The organism is Flavobacterium sp. UBA2787 (assembly GCA_002352205.1).
Taxonomy (GTDB): domain Bacteria; phylum Bacteroidota; class Bacteroidia; order Flavobacteriales; family Flavobacteriaceae; genus Flavobacterium.
On sequence record DEHZ01000010.1, the window covers coordinates 1 to 20,424 of the forward strand.

The 20,424-nt window shown below is 35.5% G+C and carries 9 protein-coding genes; 4 read left to right on the plus strand and 5 right to left on the minus strand.

The window, feature by feature from the left end:
- Nucleotides 1-217 precede the first annotated feature (217 nt).
- Both B4N66_RS06700 and B4N66_RS06705 read right to left on the minus strand, forming a co-directional pair.
- The gene (locus B4N66_RS06700) at nucleotides 218-4,903 is read right to left on the minus strand and encodes a hypothetical protein (RefSeq protein WP_291093345.1); all 4,686 of its coding nucleotides are present in this window, start codon (nucleotides 4,901-4,903) and stop codon (nucleotides 218-220) included.
- A 40-nt stretch (nucleotides 4,904-4,943) separates the two neighbouring features.
- Nucleotides 4,944-5,495, minus strand: a complete 552-nt coding sequence (locus B4N66_RS06705; RefSeq protein WP_291093347.1) for a hypothetical protein — start codon at nucleotides 5,493-5,495, stop codon at nucleotides 4,944-4,946.
- A 611-nt stretch (nucleotides 5,496-6,106) separates the two neighbouring features.
- On the opposite strand from B4N66_RS06705, the gene B4N66_RS06710 reads away from it, so the two are divergent.
- Genes B4N66_RS06710 through B4N66_RS06725 form a run of 4 tightly spaced genes read left to right on the plus strand, consistent with a single transcriptional unit; the run spans nucleotide 6,107 to nucleotide 10,634 of the window.
- Nucleotides 6,107-6,598 carry a SixA phosphatase family protein gene (locus B4N66_RS06710; RefSeq protein ID WP_291093350.1) on the plus strand — a complete coding sequence of 164 codons (492 nt, stop codon included), beginning with the start codon at nucleotides 6,107-6,109 and terminating at the stop codon, nucleotides 6,596-6,598.
- The gene (gene ppk1 / locus B4N66_RS06715) at nucleotides 6,591-8,714 is read left to right on the plus strand and encodes a polyphosphate kinase 1 (RefSeq protein WP_291093352.1); all 2,124 of its coding nucleotides are present in this window, start codon (nucleotides 6,591-6,593) and stop codon (nucleotides 8,712-8,714) included. The genes B4N66_RS06710 and ppk1 overlap by 8 nt, the downstream gene beginning before the upstream one ends.
- A gap of 22 nt (nucleotides 8,715-8,736) precedes the next feature.
- Nucleotides 8,737-9,627: a Ppx/GppA phosphatase family protein gene (locus B4N66_RS06720; RefSeq protein ID WP_291093355.1), complete on the plus strand. Its 891-nt coding sequence runs from the start codon at nucleotides 8,737-8,739 to the stop codon at nucleotides 9,625-9,627.
- 2 nt (nucleotides 9,628-9,629) lie between these two features.
- Nucleotides 9,630-10,634 (plus strand): hypothetical protein, encoded by a 1,005-nt coding sequence (locus B4N66_RS06725; protein WP_291093358.1) that lies wholly within the window; start codon nucleotides 9,630-9,632, stop codon nucleotides 10,632-10,634.
- A 205-nt stretch (nucleotides 10,635-10,839) separates the two neighbouring features.
- On the opposite strand, the gene B4N66_RS06730 is transcribed toward B4N66_RS06725, so the two are convergent.
- From B4N66_RS06730 to B4N66_RS06740, 3 genes are all read right to left on the minus strand, one after another.
- On the minus strand, nucleotides 10,840-11,436 hold the full coding sequence (locus tag B4N66_RS06730; RefSeq protein WP_291093360.1) for a DNA polymerase III subunit gamma/tau: 597 nt from the start codon (nucleotides 11,434-11,436) through the stop codon (nucleotides 10,840-10,842).
- A 41-nt stretch (nucleotides 11,437-11,477) separates the two neighbouring features.
- Nucleotides 11,478-12,563 (minus strand): DNA polymerase III subunit gamma/tau, encoded by a 1,086-nt coding sequence (dnaX, locus tag B4N66_RS06735; protein WP_291093362.1) that lies wholly within the window; start codon nucleotides 12,561-12,563, stop codon nucleotides 11,478-11,480.
- 242 nt (nucleotides 12,564-12,805) lie between these two features.
- The gene (locus B4N66_RS06740) at nucleotides 12,806-19,753 is read right to left on the minus strand and encodes a hypothetical protein (RefSeq protein WP_291093363.1); all 6,948 of its coding nucleotides are present in this window, start codon (nucleotides 19,751-19,753) and stop codon (nucleotides 12,806-12,808) included.
- Nucleotides 19,754-20,424 lie beyond the last annotated feature (671 nt).

Here is a 20,424-nt window from a genome sequence, read left to right on the forward strand (position 1 = left end):
TTATCCGTAGCTGTTAGTGTAGCGGCAGTTGGTACAGCACTACATTCTACAGTTACATCTCCAGGAAGTTCTTCTACAAAAGTAGGAGGTGTTGTATCCTGAACAGTTATAATTTGAGTATGAACAGTTTCGTTGTTACAAGCGTCGGTAGCCGTCCAAGTTCTGGTTACTACATAAGCACTAGGGCATTGACCTTGCTGAATTGATTCAGCAAAAGTTACGCTTGCATCTCCACAGTTATCNNAGCACTACATTCTACAGTTAGATTAGCAGGAAGTTCTTCTACGAAAGTAGGAGCAATAGTATCGTTAACGGTAATTGTTTGAGTAATTTCAGAAGAATTACTACATGCGTCAGTGAAAGTCCACGTTCTTGTAATTACATACGAGTTCGGACAGTCTCCAGGGGTGATAGTGTCAACACCTTGGGCAACAATTTCACCGGCACAATTATCGGTAGCTGTTAAAGAAACAGTAGCAGGAACTTCAGAAGCACAAGCTACAGTTACAGCAGCAGGAGCCTCAGGAGCTACAGGAGCAGTAATGTCTTGTACAGCAAAAGTGGCTGTTGTTGTAGCTGTATTTCCACAGGCATCAGTAGCGGTGAAAATAACAGTTATAGCCGTTGAACAATCGTTAGACAATGCATTGAAATCATTAGTCCACGTTACATCAGAACAGGAGTCAGAAGCCACAGCACCACCATTGGATGCTAACCAAGCTTCTACAGCACCTTCGTTTCCTGAACCGTCACATTCTACGGTTAAGCTAGTTGCTTGCGTAGTAATCTCTGGAGCAGTATTATCTTGAATAGTAATTGATTGACTAACCGGGGCAGATTGGTTTCCACAAGCATCAACAGCAGTCCAAGTTCTGGTTACTATTGAAGTTCCTGCACATGAACCCGGTACAGTTACATCCGTAAAAGAAACAACAGGAGCTAAATCACATGTGTCATTTGCAGTTGGTGCAGTAAATTCCGGAGTTGCTGGACAGCTTATGGTAGAGTCAGCACCTTGACCAACTAAAATTGGAGCCGTATCATCTTGAATTGTGATTGACTGACTAACGGAAGCGGATTGGTTTCCACAAGCATCAATAGCCGTCCAAGTTCTAGTTACAATAGAAGTACCAACACATGCACCAGGCACTGTTGCATCCGTAAAGGAAATTACTGGAGCTAAATCACAAGTATCAGTTGCAGTTGGAGCAGTAAATTCAGGAGTTGCTGGACAGCTTATTGTAGAGTCAGGTCCTTGTCCACTTAGAACAGGAGCTGTAGTATCTTGAACATTTATCGTTTGACTAGCTGTTGAACTATTTCCACAGTCGTCGATAGCCGTCCATGTTCTTGTTACAGAATATGAACCAGCACAACTTCCATTTGTAGTAACGTCTTCAAAAGTTAACGTAAATGCAGAATCACACTCATCAATAGCAGTAGCTTGTGTAAATTGCGGAACATCCTGACAGCTAATTGTTGTAACAGATGGCAAAGCATCAATTACCGGAGCTGTGGTGTCTATTACGTTGATTGTTTGGGTAGCTGTTGATGAATTTCCACAAGTATCAGTAGCCGTCCAAGTTCGTGTTACAGAATAAGAACCTTCACAATCACCTTCCACTGTTGAATCAATAAATGTAAGTGTAAAATCTGAACCACATTCATCAATTGCAACTGCTTGATCAAAGCTCAAATTAATTCTACTAGTGGGAGAAGGAACACAACTAATTGTGCTTTCACCAGGAAGAGGATTAATTACAGGAGCTGTATTATCTTCAACATTAATTGTTTGAGAAGCAGTTGAACTATTTCCACAAACATCAGTTGCTGTCCAAGTTCTAGTAACAGAGTATGAACCTGCACATTGACCATTGGTTGTTGTATCTACATAAGTAAGTGTAAAATCAGATCCACACACATCAGTAGCAGTTGCTTGAGCAAATTGAGGAGTTTCAGGACAACTAATAGTTGATTCTGTTGGTAAATCATTGATTACCGGAGCAGAATCATCAACAACAATGATTGTTTGCGTTGCAGTTGAAGTGTTTCCTGAAGCGTCAGTAGCCGTCCAAGTTCTAGTGATAGAATACGAACCTGCACAAGCACCGGTTGTTGTAACATCTTCAAAAGTTAATGTTACTGTTCCACAAGAATCTGTTGCAGTTGCTTGTTCAAAAGCAGGTGTATCAGGACAATTTATTGTCGTTTCACTTGGTAATGAAGCAAATACAGGTGGAGTAGAGTCTACTATATTAATAGTTATTGTAGCAGAATCACAATTTGTTAAATTTGATGTTTCGCAAATAGAGTAACCAAATATGTATTGACCGGCAGGAATTCCTGCAACTACAGTAATATTTCCTTGTGCATCAAATGAAATATTTGGATGATTTCCTGATGTAATTTCAAAAGTTACATTGCTTGATGTGGCTTGATTTCCATCAACAGTATCATTTAATAAAGCATTTCCAATAATTCCTGTCGTTGCACAACTAATTGAATTTAGAGTATCATCTTCAGCAATAATTTCGCCACAAAATGAAACAGTAAATTGAAAGTAACATCCATTTCCATTAAAAGGAACTGCAAAATAATTTACGGTATCTCCGGCAGAAATTGGAAAAGAAGTTATTTCGGGAGTTGTAACCGGGTATGTTGTATAAAATTTAGTTCCAGGAGGAAATGCAGAGGTTAATTGTGAAGCAGGTATTGGTCCTGTTACATCACAAAACGTAAAGTTTCTAATTAAAGGAACGTCCTCACAATTTTCAGTTACATAATTTTCGGCATTGATACTAACCGCTAATGGTTGAGGAATTGGTTGTCCAAGACAATCACCGTTAGCATCATCATATCCGAGGATTAATCCACGATCTTTGAACATTGTACCTGTTATTGCACCAACACCGCTTGTAAATCCATTAACTACAATATCATTTACACATTCCGGATTAGATAAAATAGCGCAATTCTCTGTTGCTTTTAATCTAAAACGCAATGAAGCTAATAACGTTTGTGGGTCTGCGGGAAGAGGGAGCGTTCCAAAATCCCAAACAATAGAACCGGTAGCTCCTAAAGCAGGATCAAAGTACAAGTTGTTTGGGGTTGGGTTTGGAGAAAATAAAATAGTGCTCGATAAACTTCCAGGAACAAAACTTGCAGTAAATGGAATTGGTAGAACTATTTTATAATTATTTACCGCCTCGGTACCAAGATTTTTTATCTCTAAACCATATTCAATTTCCTGACCAGGCTGAATGGAATATGGACCAACCGGTGCAGCAGGAACATTATTTAAACTCACTGTAGATAAAATTCCCTCTGTTTCTGGGATGTATGCATCTACCGACATGGTAATATTGAAAATTACAAACGTATCTTGTGTCGTACCATATCTAAAACGAGTTGACGTTTGATTATTAGTGATTACACTATTGTTTGCATTAGGTATATCGAACATACTGATATCTAAACCGGTATTATTCAATAGTTCTGGGTTGCGAGTATTTCCTCCTGTAAAAATAGAAGAATTGAAGAAATTATTTGTTCCATTACCTCCGTGATTCAGTGTTACCCAGTTTGTATCAGGGTGATTTCTGATTTGAAAATAATCTCCTGCAATAGCTCGATCGCCTTCACCGGCCATCATACCTAACTTCATATTTACCGGACCAGCTTGAACGGTATTGAATCCTGAAACAGGAATTTCAAAATCGGCAACAACACTACCTGCAACGTATGAATGTCCGTCAAAAACGGTTACATCTCTCCATTTCATGTTGTCATTTTCATAGATAACAACCATTCCCCATCCACCATAATATCCTGTACCGCCTCCATTACCTTCAATCAAGGCAACATCGGCAACTGTGTAGGCTCCCAATCCATTTGTTCTCACATAATCGGTTACTTCAATGTATCCGGAGTACATAAAACCATCAGAATTTATAGGATAATAAATGTCATCATCATCAGCTGTCAATTCTGTATAGGTAGCAGAACTTGGTCCTTTAATAGATACTTTTCTTTTATCAAAAGTTTTGGATTGAGTAATGGTTCCTACAATTGTACCGGCAACATTTACATTTGCAAAAGATGTACTCTGTGTATCTCCTGTACTTAGGTTTGTAGCAGTACTTCTCACTAAACTGTTTATTGTTAAGTTAACAGTTCCGTTTGCAATTACATATGGAGTAGTTAAAGTAGCTGTTCCGGTTGAACCAGAAGTAGTATAACTTACAGGAATATTAACAGCAGTGCCGCCATTTACTGAGAGTGTTACTCTATTAGCACCGGTATTGTTAGTAAATCTAAAAACATAACTATTTCCACCACCTGAAAAAGTATAGATAGGACTTCTATTACTTCCTGATGGATTGTCTCTACTTACACTCAAAGTATAACTTGTGTTATTAATAGTTTGATTGTGTCCAACTACAGAACTTTGGTTAATTGATTCTGTACCGCCAGGAACAGTTCTGTTTACAGTAAAAATATTTGGACTTGTAGAAGCATCAGAGGCTCTACCGGTCCAATATAATCCTGCGTAAACAATTCTTGAACATTCTGGATTTGCTCCATTTTCAGTAGAAAATGTTAAGTTGGCAGAAGATGAGTTCCAAGTATTTGAATCGCCATCAATGTCGATATAACGCATATCATTGGCATTTGATCCACCATCTTCATAATTTACAAGTGTAAGGTTAGCATTACCAATCATGGTAAAATCACCTTTTACATTATAAACGGTCTTTTGAGGTGTGTAAATCGATGTTCTCTGTGTAAAAGGAACTCGCACCTGAGCATTTACATAAAATGAATTACCTAATAATACCATTAAAAGTACTATCAGATAATTTGATTTTAGGTTTAGTTTGAAATTTGAGTACATATTCTTCATGATATTTCTTTAACAAATTAAGTTCTGAACAGAAATACTGTTAGGATGGTTTTTCAACTGAATATAAAATCGTAAAATCAGTTTTGTTGTTCTTAATCAGATTATTAAGCATGTCTACCGTACAGTCGAAACTTACAGATAAATGGATAATTTTGACAGCTGGATAATTTGAAAATATTGATAAATCAATCGGAGTAGAAAGATCTTCTTTACTGTTAATTTTCACTGTGACAAGTTCAACTTGGCTCATGTCTAGATTCAAGTCTCTTACTTTTGAAATAGACTGTGTGTCAATAAACATCACTTTGGCGGGTTTGCCATAGGTGTTCACCGAACCGTTTTTTACATAAATTGAAGGATGTAAATCCTTAATTAGTGATTTAACTGAAGTTGTTTTATCAACTTTAGCTTTAGCCGATTCCATTTTTTGTTCATTCTTTAAGTATTCTTTAACTTCAATAATTTTAAAGTCTTGCGAAAAACCTAAGAAAGGAATTAGCAATGAGATCATTACAATCAATACCAGAGAATTATTTCCCCTCTTGGCGATAGCTTGATTTCCCATAATTTTAAATTTAAATTTTGAATTCATGATTTTTGACATTTTGGGTTAAGTTTTTTCATTTTACTATTTGGTTATTTGGGCAGATAAAATTTGAGAGACTTTTACAGTTTACTCATTTATCGGACGGCTAATCTATATACTATATGAAATTTTTGTTCATTTCGTCTGTAACTAACCAAAAAACTCGATAAGTAGCACACAAAATGCAGTTCGTGGAGTTTTTTGTCGATGAGTAACCTCTCTTTTTTCTTATATTTTTCATAAATTTAGACACCTTTATGCGTTAATTTATTCTTAAATTCTCGTCGAATGTATAAAGTTGTTTTGATAAAAAAAAATATTTTGTCGATAAAATGCATTTTTTTATCGATAAAAGGTGTTAAAATAAAATATCAGTAAGAAAAAACTTTAAATATTACTTATTAACAATAGCTGTTGATAAATAAATTCTAGCATTACTTTTATTTCAACTGTTGATTAAGTATTTATCACAAATAATCATTTCTATGTTATTTATATAACAATTCTCAAATATGGTGATTTATTCTTGAACTTTGTTTCATATTAGTTCTATTTATTAAAAAATTATCTTAAATTGTAATGGAATTTTCAACTAAGTATCACAAATTTGTTTTTTAATGAAAAACTTAATACTAATCAGGCATGCAAAATCCAGTTGGGATGCACCTGTTCACGATAAAGAGAGAGTTTTGGCACAACGAGGTGTTCGTGATGCACATTTAATGGCTCAAAATATTTCAGAATTTATTCCGAAACTCAATTTAATATGGAGTAGTACAGCAAAACGAGCTTCAGAAACAGCAATAATTTTTGCTCAAAATCAAATGTGGCCTTTAGAAAGTATAATTTTTAAAGATGAATTATACACTTTTGATGCCTCAAAACTTGAAAAAGTAATAAAATCATGCGATGATAGTTATGAAAATGTTATTCTTTTCGGTCATAATGAGGCAATCACAGATTTTGTTAATAAATTTGGAGATATTTTTATAGACAATGTGCCTACTGCTGGATTTGTCTCACTTTCATTTACTAGTGATAGTTGGGCAAACATCAGTAACGGCAAAACCAAAAAGATACTTTTTCCAAGAGATTTAAAAGATGATTAAAGCAATAGAATACCGTTATGTTGATAGAGAAAAAAGTTGGTTATGTTTTAACGCAAGAGTGCTTCAAGAAGCGGCAGACCCAACAGTTCCATTATTAGATAGATTAAGATTTTTAGGAATTTTTTCCAATAATTTAGATGAGTTTTTCAGAGTTCGTTTTGCAGCAATCAGACGGTTATCGCTTTCCGGACAAACCGGAGAAAAGCTTTTGGGCGGAATCTCATCGCAACAATTATTAAAAGATATTACAGATGTTGTGATTAAACAACAATCGGAAAGTTTACGCATTCTTAATATTATTGAAAAAGAATTAGAGAAAGAAGGTGTTTATATTATCAACGAAAAAGAAATTTCAAAAGATCAGGAAAACTTCATCCGCGATTTCTTTATCCAAAAAGTCAGTCCGGCTTTGGTGACAATTATCTTAAATGACTTGGCAGAATTTCCGCTGCTGCGAGACACTTCCGGTTATTTGGCAGTGAAACTCGTTATGAAAAACGAATTAGAGGAGAAATCATCATTCTTAGGTTTTAAAAAAGCTAAAAAAGATATTCGCTACGCAGTTGTTGAAATTCCAAAAACAGTCAACCGATTTGTAGAGCTCCCTTCCAATGGCGAAAAACAATATATTATTTTGTTAGATGATGTAATTCGATACAATCTTCAAAGCATTTTCAATATTTTTGAATACGAAAGTGTTTCGGCCCACATGATCAAAATTACACGTGATGCTCAGTTGGAAATAGATAGTGACATCAGTAAAAGTTTTGCAGAAAAAATTTCCGAAAGTGTTCGCGACCGAAGAATTGGTGAGCCGGTTCGATTTGTATATGATCAATCGATTGATAAAGATACACTAAAGTTTTTCTTAGAAAAGATGGGTATCGATTCGACCGATAGTATCATTCCCGGTGGAAGATACCACAACCGCCGTGATTACATGGATTTTCCAAATTTAGGTCGATATGATTTATTATACCAACCAAAAACACCTCTTCCGGTAGACGGTTTAGGATTAGAAGGAAGCATCATCAAAAAGATAAGCGAAAAAGATTATTTAGTCAATGCACCATACCAATCGTTTTCCTATTTAATCAAATTTCTTCGTGAAGCAGCTCTTGATCCAAAAGTCATCAGTATTAAAATCACATTATATCGATTAGCTAAAAATTCTCAAATCATTAGTTCGTTGATAAATGCAGCCAAAAACGGAAAAAAAGTAACAGTTCAAATTGAATTACAAGCTCGTTTTGACGAAGCCAGCAATATTTCGTATGCAGAACAAATGCAAACCGAAGGAATCAATTTAATTTTTGGTGTAAAAGGATTAAAAGTTCACAGCAAAATTTGTGTCATAGATAGAGTAGAAGACAAAAAAATCAAACGTTACGGATTCATTTCTACCGGAAACTTCAACGAATCAACCGCAAAAGTTTATACCGATGTTACCTTGTTCACCAGCCATCAACAAATTTTAAAAGATGCAGACAAAGTCTTTGATTTCTTTGAAGTCAATTACCGCGTGCATCGCTACAAGCATTTGGTCGTTTCACCGCATTATACCCGAAATAAAATGTATAAACTCATTGATCGAGAAATTATGCATGCTCTTTCAGGAAAAGAAACGTATATTAAGTTAAAAATGAATAGTTTATCTGACACTAGAATGATTGATAAACTATATGATGCCAGTCGAGCCGGTGTAAAAGTTCAATTGATTATTCGCGGAATTTGTTGTTTGATTCCGGGTGTGAAAGGAATGAGCGAAAACATAGAAGCCATCAGTATTGTCGATAATTTTCTTGAACATTCCCGAATTTTTATCTTTGGAAATCACGGTAAACCGGAAGTTTTTATTTCTTCTGCCGATTTTATGACCCGAAACATCGATGCTCGAGTAGAAGTTACTTGTCCGATTTATGACGAAAACATCAAATTAGAACTCATTGAAAGTTTTGATGTGGGTTGGAAAGGAAATGTAAAAGCCCGTTACCATTCCGAAAAATTAGACAATAAATACCGTGTTCGCAACGAAAACGACCGTGTTTTCAGAGCACAACTTGAAACCTACAATTACTACCGAAATCAATTGGAAGTAATTACAGAAAATTTATAACCCCCAAATTAAAAGAATACAAATGATTACTATAAAAAGTTACGCCGCCATCGATATTGGTTCCAATGCCATGCGATTGTTGGTGTCTAACATCGTGGAGCAAGACGGAAAAGATACACAATTCAACAAAAGTTCGTTGGTGCGTGTGCCAATTCGTTTAGGACAAGATGTTTTTACCGTAGGCGAAATATCCGATGCAAATATAGAGCGAATGATTGATGCAATGAAAGCCTACAAATTGTTGATGAAAGTCCACAAAGTAGAACGTTACAAAGCTTGTGCAACTTCTGCGATGCGTGAAGCCGATAATAACCGTGATATTGTAGAAATTATTCAACAAGAAGCCGATATTCAAATTGATATCATTGATGGTAAAAAAGAAGCAGCCATCATCGCTTCTTCCGATTTAAAAGAATATATCGCTACAGATAAAACCTATTTATATGTAGATGTAGGTGGTGGAAGTACTGAATTCTCTTTGTTCTCCAACGGAAAAATCATCGCTTCCAAATCCTTCAAAAACGGAACCGTTCGTATGTTGAATAATATGGTCAACGAAATTGTTTGGGTGGAAATTGAAAAGTGGATCAAACTCAATACCGCTCCGTTTGAAGATGTAACGATGATTGGCTCCGGTGGAAACATCAATAAACTTTTCAAAATGACCGGAAAACAGCAAGATAAACCGTTGACCTATTTGAGTCTAAATGCTCAATATGCCATGTTAAATAAAATGACCTATGACCAACGCATCTCCGAATTAGCCTTAAACCCCGATCGTGCCGACGTAATCATTCCCGCCACAAAAATCTACTTAAACGCCATGAAGTGGAGTGGAGCCCGCCATCTCTACGTTCCCAAAATTGGACTTTCAGACGGAATTGTAAAGGCGATGTATTATGGGAGAATTTAAATTTGAGAAAAATAGTAATCATATTATTTAGCTTCTTTCAATTATTTGTTTCTGCTCAAACGAAACAAAAGGACGATTCCTATATTATTTTAAATAGAATTTATAATGAACCAGATGACGGCCCTTGTAATTTGTTTTTATATGATGTTCACACAGAAATAGCATCCAAAAAAGTCAAATGTTCTTCAGATTTGATTCAGGAATTTAAGAAATTAAAAGAAAGCTCTTTCAAGTGGAAGAAGAGTTCAGAAAGTTGTAGACAAGGATGGATAGGTATGATGAGGATAGAGAATCAACTTGTCTTAAAATCGAACACTTATTTAGATACGATTTACTTTAATCTTAATGATTATCATCAACTTCTGATTGATTACAATGGATATTCCTATATTGATACAAAAGGAAAAATTTATAAAATCTTATCTAAAAATAAAGAACTAAAAGACTTTTTTGATGCACCAATTAGAAAGTACTTTTACGAGATGATTCTCGATTCTGGATATTTTGTAATTGATTCAATCAACGTTAACGAGATTAAAATAGATAATCAGATTGTTTATAATCAGAATGTAAAGAAATTAGATTCAATAGCGAAATTTGAATCACTTACTTATACAGAAGAGGAACGAAGATTCAATGAAAAAATTGAAATCAATAAAAACTATGAAAGTTTTAGTGTTAGTAAAAATTCAACGAATAATTTCTATTTTAATCAAAACTATTTAATTGACAAAATTGAGATAAAGGAAATTATTGATAAAGATGAAAGGTTCATTAATAGAGATTTTTTTTATGTTTTAGATATCAAAATTGGAGATAATGAACAAAAACTAAAAGAAAAATTTCCATTATCTTGTAATTACATTGATTATTCAAGAGAGTATTTTAGAAATGCAAAAGGGATTTATTTAGTAGAAGTAAAATTTATTGATAAAAAAGGATACGTTATTTTTTACCTAAAAGAAGGTCTTATTACTTCTATTGAAGTTGATTTCTATTATCGATAATCTAAACATCCAAACAAAAAATCCTTTCAAATCAAAAGGACAAAAATAGGAAAAGTCCTCATCACTTAAAACCACCAATCTAGCACTCATAAATCCTTGCCAATCCGCTTTTGCAAAGCAAATCAAAAAAAATCCGTGCCAATCTGTTTAATCTGTCCAATCCGTGTTCCATTAAAAGTATAGTTCAACCAAATTGACCAATTTCCTAAACATCCAAATCAAACGTCTTCCGCAACAACTCCAAATTCGGATTAATCTCATTCAACCGATTAAATTTATCCTGCGGAGTAAAAGCCCGTTTGTTCTCCATTTTTTCATTCACAACCAACTCAATTTCAATATCGTGGTTATGAAGCATTCCACGCAAATAACCTAAAACCTCGTTTTTAGTTCGTTCAAATTCTAAACGCGTTCCTTCGTTGGGTAGTTCGTGAGTGATTTTAGCTCCGTCTAATTTTGGATCATTGATCAACATCAGCGAATGCATAATCATTTGCCCTTTTTCCTCTAATTTCAACGCAAATTTGTTCCATTGCAACAACATATCCGTTTCATTAAAAGGCTCAGTAGGGTATTGAATAACTTCTTTGGTAACCAATTTTTGAGCTTCTGCTAACTCTTTTTTCTGTTTAATACTCGCCAACGAAAAAGCAGAAACCTTTGGTTCGCCAGTAGAAGTAGTCGGAATATCAATTATGGGTTTTGGTGTTTCTTCCACAACAGATTCGTTGGAAGAAGGAGTTTCAACTTTTTGAATTTCTTTTGGCACATTCGGAACTACTTCTACAGAAGCAGTCGCCACTTCAATAGCTCCTAATTTTCCAAGAAAATGAAAGGGTGGAATTATATAGCCGTTAACTTTTTTTTTTCTCCATCAAAAGTGATAGAGCCTAATTGCATCAAACAAAGTTCGATGAGCAAACGTTGGTTTTGGCTAACTTTATATTTCAAATCAGTATCATTCGCCAGTTCAATTGCTTTCAACAAAAACTCCTGACTGCATTTTTGAGCCTGAATACCATATAACTTCTGAGCTTGTTCGCCGGCTTCCAACAACACTAAAGTAGCAGGGTTTTTACAAACCAATAAATCCCTAAAGTGCGAAGCCAAACCTTGAATAAAATGATGAGCATCAAAACCGCGAGCCAAAATATCATTAAATGCCATCAACAATTCCGGCAATTTATTTTCCAGAAGTAAATCGGTTACATTAATATACGATTCATAATCTAATACATTCAAATTCTCCGTAACCGCCTGACGAGTCAAATTATTTCCGCAATAGGAAACCACTCGATCAAAAATCGATAACGCATCCCGCATCGCACCATCTGCTTTCTGAGCAATAATGTGTAACGCATCGTCTTCAAATTGAATACCTTGACTTTCGGCAACATACGCCAAATGTTCTTTGGCATCTTTCACCGTAATCCGTTTAAAATCAAAAATCTGACAACGAGACAAGATGGTCGGAATAATTTTGTGTTTTTCGGTCGTAGCCAATATAAATATGGCGTGTTTTGGTGGTTCTTCCAACGTTTTCAAAAACGCATTGAAAGCCGCAGACGAAAGCATATGCACCTCGTCAATAATATACACCTTATATTGTCCGGTTTGTGGCGGTATGCGAACTTGGTCAATCAAATTCCGAATATCGTCCACCGAATTGTTGGAAGCCGCATCCAATTCAAAAACATTAAACGCAAAATCCTCATTCGGATCATCATAACCGGGTTGGTTAATCTTTCGAGCCAAAATTCTCGCACAAGTCGTTTTTCCCACACCACGAGGACCGGTAAAAAGCAAAGCCTGAGCTAAATGATTGTTTTCGATGGCATTAAGCAATGTGTTCGTAATAGCCTGCTGACCCACCACGTCAATAAACGTCTGGGGTCTGTATTTTCGGGCTGATACAACAAATTGTTCCATAAAAAATGATTGGATGACAAATATAAAATTTAATTGTTGATTGGCAAGGGGAGGAGGAAAATTAGTTATTGGTTAATGGTGAACAATTTTCTGTTTGGATTAGATTCTCTATTATATAATTTTTCATAAACTTGTCACATAATATGTATGTTTTATCTCAGGATTATAGGTTAACTTGATTGGAAAAAAAGAGGCTAACCATCAAAGGTCAGCCTCTTTTTAATTCATTATTGTCGCGAATCTTATAACAAAAAGATTTTTTTAGTTATTGTGCCATTTATTGTAGTCACTTGCACCAAAACGATTTGATCGGCAACTTGATAAAATGGAGTGCTGAACTCGTTTTTGTTGATATTATTTTGAGTAAAAATTAATCTTCCGCTAATGTCATACACTTTAATATTCTGTATTTCTTGGTTATAGGTATTGATGTGAAGAACTTTTTGTGAAGCATAAACTGTTATCTCATTGTTGAATAAATAGTCATCATCTGAAAGAGTATCTTGGAATACTAATTCAAAACGAGCATTATGAACCCCAGAAGCACTTTCAAAAGAATAAGAACTCATTCGAATGTCATGAGTAATTCCTGTTTGATTATCTTTTATAAAAATCCCAACACTTGAGTCTTCAAATAAGCCATCAAATTGTGCTAAAGAAATTGTGAAAGTTCCTGACTGTGTTGAACCAAATACTAATGGAACTACATCAGTTGATGTAAATGGTAAACTTCTTCCTTGGATAATATACGCTTCATCATCTAAAACTGTTGAAAAGTAATTTGCACTGTCATTAATATATTTCCCGTCGATAGCCGGATCAATACTGTGAGTTGCTCCAGTCATATAAGCCACCATTAATTGCCCCATGTCTCCACTTGGATTCGACATATTTAACCAAACACGGTGACGCTCAAAACTTCCTGTTTCAAGATTAGATGATCGTAAAAATTGATTATCGGTGTTGCCAAGACGCATCGAATTAGTAAATACTAAATTGGAAGAGGTTGCTTTCACAATAAACCCTTGACCCACTTGTAAAATTCCATTTGGAACAATGGCACTACCGCCACCAGCATTTTCAACACCACCCGCAGTTGTATAAGTTGCGTATGAACTATTCTCTGAATTATTTACTTTACGCCAAAAGTATAATGGTTCGTCAAGATAGTTTTCTGAAATAAATAGATCTGCATCAATCGTTGAAGGATAAGGATTACCAACCGCATTAAAAGTTTCCGGTGTAACGGCAACGTTATAATTTCCATTGTTAGGAATTCCTGAAAAAGTTCCTAACCACTGACCTGGCCATGTTGTGAAATTATTTGGCATACGAATTAAATATCCTTTTGCTTGAGAAAAAGTTGTTATAGTTGGTGTTACCATTGTATAAATATTCGTGGAAGGATTGTATTCATAAAAACGGTTTGCAACCGTTTGTGGAGAAAAAGCCAATAGGTTTTGACCTGAAACCGGTGCCGACCATAAGTTGTAATCTAAACGTCGCACTTCATTTGAAGTAAATCTTTTCACCACAATCGAACCAGTGTTGTCAACATCATCAATTTGAATCAAATTTGCATTATTTTCTAAAATATATTGAGCTCCAGTTTCTACTGTCAATTCTTTGGATAAATAGAAAGTGTGTGTTGGGTTCACAGTTACAATTGCCGGACTTTGCACTACCATTGAACAAGCATATAAATCGCCCGTAGAAGAATAGTTTCCGGTGAATAATACAAATGAAGAAGGGTTAGGAACACCATTACTCCATGAAGTTCCATTCCAAGTTGTAGATGTAAATGAAATGGTTGCAATGTTAGAATATACTACATCACAGCCAGCATCTTGTAAAACGGCTCTAAAATAAGTGGTTTCGGTTAACGGCCCAACAACATCAGGAAACAATACTGTACCCGTTATACTGTAATTTGTTGGGGATGCAAAAGAGATATCCGTGTCACTTTCCCAATAAATAATCGTTCCAACCGATCCAACTAAAACCAACATTTCCGGTTCTGATGCCGCACAAATATTTTGACTGGTTAACGTTCCTCCCTCAGTAGTTGGTAAAATTGTCACTTCTGCAGAAGCCGTTGTTTCAATACCATTATTGTCTGTTACAGTTACTTCATACATTACTGTACTTGGGGTTGTGCTTGGAGGTGTTGCCGTGACTTCACTTCCTAAACTTTCGCTCCAAGAGTAGGAGTAAGGAGGTGTTCCACCTTGAACGTTTGCGATTAATTCAATATCAGCATCGATACAAAAAGAACCAAAACCTGAAATTGAAACGTCCAAAACAGTACCTTCAATTCCTGAAATAATCATTGTGGAGTTTGTTTCCAACATAGCATCATCAATAACAATTTGAGATGATCCTAAATTATCGAAAGTTATCCAAGGGTTTGAAAATTGATTGTATGTGCCTTGCAATAATGCTCCTATAATAGTAGATTCTGTACCAATAACATCGTTTGTTTCATAATTTGCTACGACCGAAATTATTCCTGAAGTGATTCCTGAATGTTCCATTTCCCAATATCTGCTTAATGAATTTGTAAGACTGCTATTATTTGGATGAACCGCATTTACAACAGAAAAACCAATGTAAGCATTTGAAAATGTACCTGAAGAAATTGTAGCAGTAATTGGTGTGTATTTAAGCCCACCGAAAGTTCGTTCTCCAATTGGGAAAGTGTACGAGTCAATCTGTTCAAAAATTCTTCGAACTTTTCCTGTTCCACTTGTTATAATCATATTTGAAGTACTGAAACTTCCGGCAATTGGATTGGTTCCAACCGTTAAATTATAATTTCCAATATCGAGTATCCCTTGTGTTAGGGATAATGTTCCATTAACAGTAGCAGATGTGTTTAATGCTACTTCTCCAAAACTATTATTTAATGTTAAGTTGGAGAATACCGGCGAAACCGTTCCTCCAATAGTTTGTGTAGCAACACCATTCATTACAAGTGCTTTTCCTGAAAAGTCAACCGGTTGATTTAAAGTTAAATTTCCTGAGATGTTTAAACTTGAAGGAAATATAGCTCCCGTTCCATTAATAATCAAATTATTATAAGCAGATAAAGCTCCAGTTGGAATTGCAAGCGTTTGATTTGTGCCCGAATAAATAATTGTATTTGAAATTGGACCTGAATACAAATCACCTAAGTTGACAAATTCACCACCAATATCCATCACTGCACCGCTGACCGGTCGCAAACCTGCATTTGTATTAATTCTAACATTATTGAATGTAGTTGAACCTGAAATAGTTGCATCAGCATTCGTGAAAATCACACGACTGGTTCCACTTCCCGGATTGAAAGTTCCATTGTTTATCCAAGCTCCGGCAGAACCATTAATAGTAAATTGAGCATTGGTTGGTGAGTTCAAAATTCCACCTGCTTCAATGGTTATTTTTCCTAACAAAACCAACGGATTCAAATCCGGATCAAAAGTGGTCGTGGTTGCATTCGGTATCAAAACCGATGTATTATCAGAAGGAGTTGCGTTGGGAGTCCAATTCGTCGCAGTAGTCCAAGACGTACTCACAGAACCGTTCCAAACCAACATTTCTGCTTCCGATTGATCTAATGTTAATAAAACGTCGCCGAAATTTGGTGTAAAAAAGACACCTACATTCACATTAGTTAACTCTACCCAATTTTCAGTAATATTAAAATTAGACCTTCCTTGTTCCAGAATAGCAGGAACAGTTGTCAAATTAGCCCAGTCAACTAATTTATTTTCAACATTTCCGTTTAGTTCAGAATCTAAATAACGAGCTCTAATGATTGCTTTTGTTCCGGAACCTCCTGTTTGAATGAAATCATATTCACGAAGAATGGCTCCTGCACGCCAAGAAGGTGCTGCACCAATATTTACTTTTAAACTCATAGAAGTTGGTAAAGTACCGACATTTGGAAAGATAATCGAAGTGTCTTTATGACCAAAAGAATAATTCACGTTCGGAACAATTGAATTTCGTGTGATAACTCCGGTCACATCTCCAATACCATTATGAGATGCTAATCCGCCCATTGTTAGCGTAAAACTTCCCATCGACAGGCTTCCCAATGTTGCTGATGGATTTGCTGAAGGTAAATTCAAAACCTTATTAACCGTAAAAGCACCACTTGCCACTGAACCACCAGTAGATGATAAAGTAAGATTTTCATAAGTACCCGAAACAACAGTTTGACCTGAAGCAGCTGCATTGTAATGAACTGTACCCATACCGCCCCAATTTCTGCCTGATGGCAGTGGAGTAGCCGTTGTATTTTGAGTGAATAAAGTTCCGTTGTTTGTAATTGAATTTACTGAAGCCGTCAAAGCATTCGTTCCTAAATTGAACGACTGATTTTCGGCTATTGCTAAACTTCCGTTTAAAACAATTGGGTTTACTAATGTAGTCGTATTTGAATTGGTTGTATTAATTTCTAACGAATTCAAAACATTAGTTGTTCCTACTGTAGTTTGATCAAAACTAAGGGAATTGTTTACTGAACTATTCACAATAAGTGAACTTCCATTATTCCCTCTTAAACCTTGAGCCGTTGTATTATTAATTGAGCCACTAAGCGTAAGTGATTGATTCGAAAAATCAAGTCTACCACCGTTGAATGTGATTTCATTTGCAATACTTGTAGCACCATTTATTCTTGCATTTCCTTGTAAAACAAAACTTTCTGCATTTCCTGAAAACGGAACAAAAGTAGTTGTAGGATTGGCTACCATTACAATATCATCAATGGCAAAACCATCAAAATTGGTGGCTCCTGAAACGGTAGCTCCATTCCATCGTAAATAATAATAATTGTTAGTTGGGATGGATAATCCAGTCAACGTAACTACGCGATAATACGCTTTCCAAGTTGGTGTTACATCAACTGTTTCTGTTGAAACGACTGACAAGCCCGGCACTTGTGTATAGGATGAATTATCTGCCGAATAACTAAAATTTAAACTACTTGAGGAAGGTTGATTATTATAAACATAAACCGTATAACCAATGTTTATTGAGTTTAAAGCAGAACCGGTTTGGTTTTGAAAACGAAGCGTCACATTTCCGGGAGTAAAATCACCCGGAGCTGACTGAAGTCCCAAACTGAAGTTATCAGGAGCAACTTCATACGCATAAATACCACCATCTGAACCCGGAACATCTGAAGTACCTCTGTCAAAATCGCTATCTTCTGCACTGTTAGCACCAAAAGCTAAATTACCACTACTAAATCCATTTACTGCCCAAGCATTAGAATTTAATAATCCTGAAGTAGCTATTGTTGAAAAACCATCACCTTGAAAAGCTTCGGCATTTACACCATCGACACTTGTATCAAAATTAATTGTATTTACGGTATTTACAGCACCAATTTGCCATCCCACGGGAGCATTCAACGTTGTTCTGTTGCCTAAAGCAGGAGTAGTAGTTAAATAATTTTCTAACTCAACACCACCATTATATTCATAAATGGCAACGTGATAGGTAGTTGCAGGAGAAAGATTGGTAACATTTACTGAAGAACCTGAACCGCGATACACCACAAAATTCCCTGTTCCTAACTGACTTCCGGTTCCAAATGATGCAGTAGCAGTGTAAGTGACACCATCAACGGGAGCTGAATTTACAGCACCGCCAGCTCTCATTACAACCATTCGGTTTGCACCGTTTCCTGCTGTAAATTGAATGGTATAACTGGTTGAGGTAACATTTGTAAAAACTACCGCTGTTGTTTGAACAGTAGGTTGTGCAGCAATGACTTTACCGGAGACTGCAACAAATTTTGAAACACCACCGGTTGTTGTATGTGAAATAGAACCACTATAATTTCCTGATGGTGCAGAAGCTTTTAATCGGCAACGAATGGTTATCGGTTGTCCGGTTAATTGCAAACCGTTTCTAATTAACGTTAAATTATCCGCATAACTTACACCTCCATTCGAAGAAAGTTCAAAATTTGCAGGAGCTGTTACGACTGCATTGGCAGTTAAATTCTCACCTGAAATAGTATAACTCAAAAAGCTGGAAGCCGTTCCTGATGTTGTTGAAAAAGCAGCAAGTGAATTGGTTGATAATACTAAATTAGGAACACCAGCCGGATCAACTTCAAAAATCTGAGAATTTGAAATCGATAAACCATTTGCCACAGTTATCGGAAAATCGCCCGGTAATTGTAAGTCAGTGGCAGCTATAGCAGCTGTTAATTGTGTTGGCGAAATATACGTTGTTGTTCGATTACTTCCATTCCAACGTACGACACTAGAGGGTGTAAAATTTGTACCCGTCAATCCTAAACTAAAAGCACCGGTTCCTGCAATTGCAGAACTTGGCGTTAAATTAATAAGTGTAGGTTTTGCTATAGTTACTTTTACATTATCAAAAAAGGCTCTTTGTGAAGTTGCAGTTCCGGCATTCCAAAATCCACCAATTAAAGATAAAGGTGTGTTTGTATAGGTATTATTAACCACAGATCCTTGTAACGTTAATCCATTTCCCGAAGGATCTTGAAAAGCAGTAGTTCCGTCATTTCTAACGAATAATTGCCAAGTAGAATTTACGGGATTATAAGTAACTTTTACACTTAGAAAGTGTGTACCAAAATCGGTTAAACCGGTAGTATTTGACGTAAGTAATGAAGTAAAATTTCGAATACCAGCATTATACCGCACTAATCTTATCGGGTCAGTAGTTCCGGAATTACCTAACATAACGGCATAACCTGTACCTGAAAGATTGGTAGTGCCATTACTTCCTGCCAAAATAAATGCTGCTCCATAACCACCGGCTGCAAATCCCGACGGATTAGATTGGGTTTGTCGCATATTGAAAGTCCAAGTTAGTAAACCTGAATTAGCCAATAAGGTTTGGTTATAAGGTGAAGCAAATCCACTAGTTTGAGTTGAAGCAAAAATCCATCCGCTTTGATTAGCCGCACCACTACCGTCGTTGGAAAGATTCAAGTTGCCTAAATGAATTCCGCCTCCAAAATCGGCACCGCTTCGATTCATCGACCATAAATTGTTGGTACCAATCGGACCGTTTGTGATTGTGTACGTACTTCCGGCAGAGGTGTTGAAATCTTCAGAGAAAACTACATCTTGAGCTTTGGTTAAAAAATTGAGAAATAAAAAATAGAAAATTAGGGACACACGTAGGTATGTCAATAGTAAATTTGTTTTCATACTATTGCAATTTAGATTTGGGGGTGGGGTTACGTACTTAAATTAGTAAACTAAAGTAAATACACTACAAAAGTATTGTTAACATCGCCGTATCTGCTAAATTAATTTGTTAAACTTTAAGTATTTAACATAGTGTTACAGTTAGTCGATGCTTTTTAGTATTCTTTTTCTGTCAATAAGGATAAAAATGAAAATTAATTTCAAGTGTAAAATTCTTATAAATAGTTCGGTTTATTTGTAAAATTCTTTAAGTTATTTATAGATCAGACTTGTGAAAGAATTAAGGCTACTTCATCAAAAAATAACACATTTGGAGAATATGTCACCTCCACTTCTCAATCACATTTGTGAGATAAAAAGCAACGCTGCATTTTTTCATTATAGTTTTATAACAACACATTAATGATTATTATATTAACTTATAGAATAGCTTGTTTTACAAACTTTTAAATGTTAAAAAACATTTATTTGACAAAATCAAATGAACAAGTGTAAAAGTCATGTTAATTAAAAATTCTACCTTTGTATGCCTCATTTACATAAAAACAATCATTTTTAAGTAGCTAATTAACCTCTTTAAGTAGAATAGCTATTGAAAATAAAAAAAATCATTTATCCACTTTGTTGGACATTCGATTCGTAAATAAGCAATTTTTATACTGAACGAAATG

Excerpts from the sequence above, each read along its gene's own strand:
- B4N66_RS06705 (WP_291093347.1), bottom strand. The coding sequence starts at position 5,495 with ATGAATTCAAAATTTAAATTTAAAATTATGGGAAATCAAGCTATCGCC.
- B4N66_RS06710 (WP_291093350.1), top strand. The coding sequence starts at position 6,107 with ATGAAAAACTTAATACTAATCAGGCATGCAAAATCCAGTTGGGATGCA.
- ppk1 (WP_291093352.1), top strand. The coding sequence starts at position 6,591 with ATGATTAAAGCAATAGAATACCGTTATGTTGATAGAGAAAAAAGTTGG.
- B4N66_RS06720 (WP_291093355.1), top strand. The coding sequence starts at position 8,737 with ATGATTACTATAAAAAGTTACGCCGCCATCGATATTGGTTCCAATGCC.
- dnaX (WP_291093362.1), bottom strand. The coding sequence starts at position 12,563 with ATGGAACAATTTGTTGTATCAGCCCGAAAATACAGACCCCAGACGTTT.
- B4N66_RS06740 (WP_291093363.1), bottom strand. The coding sequence starts at position 19,753 with ATGAAAACAAATTTACTATTGACATACCTACGTGTGTCCCTAATTTTC.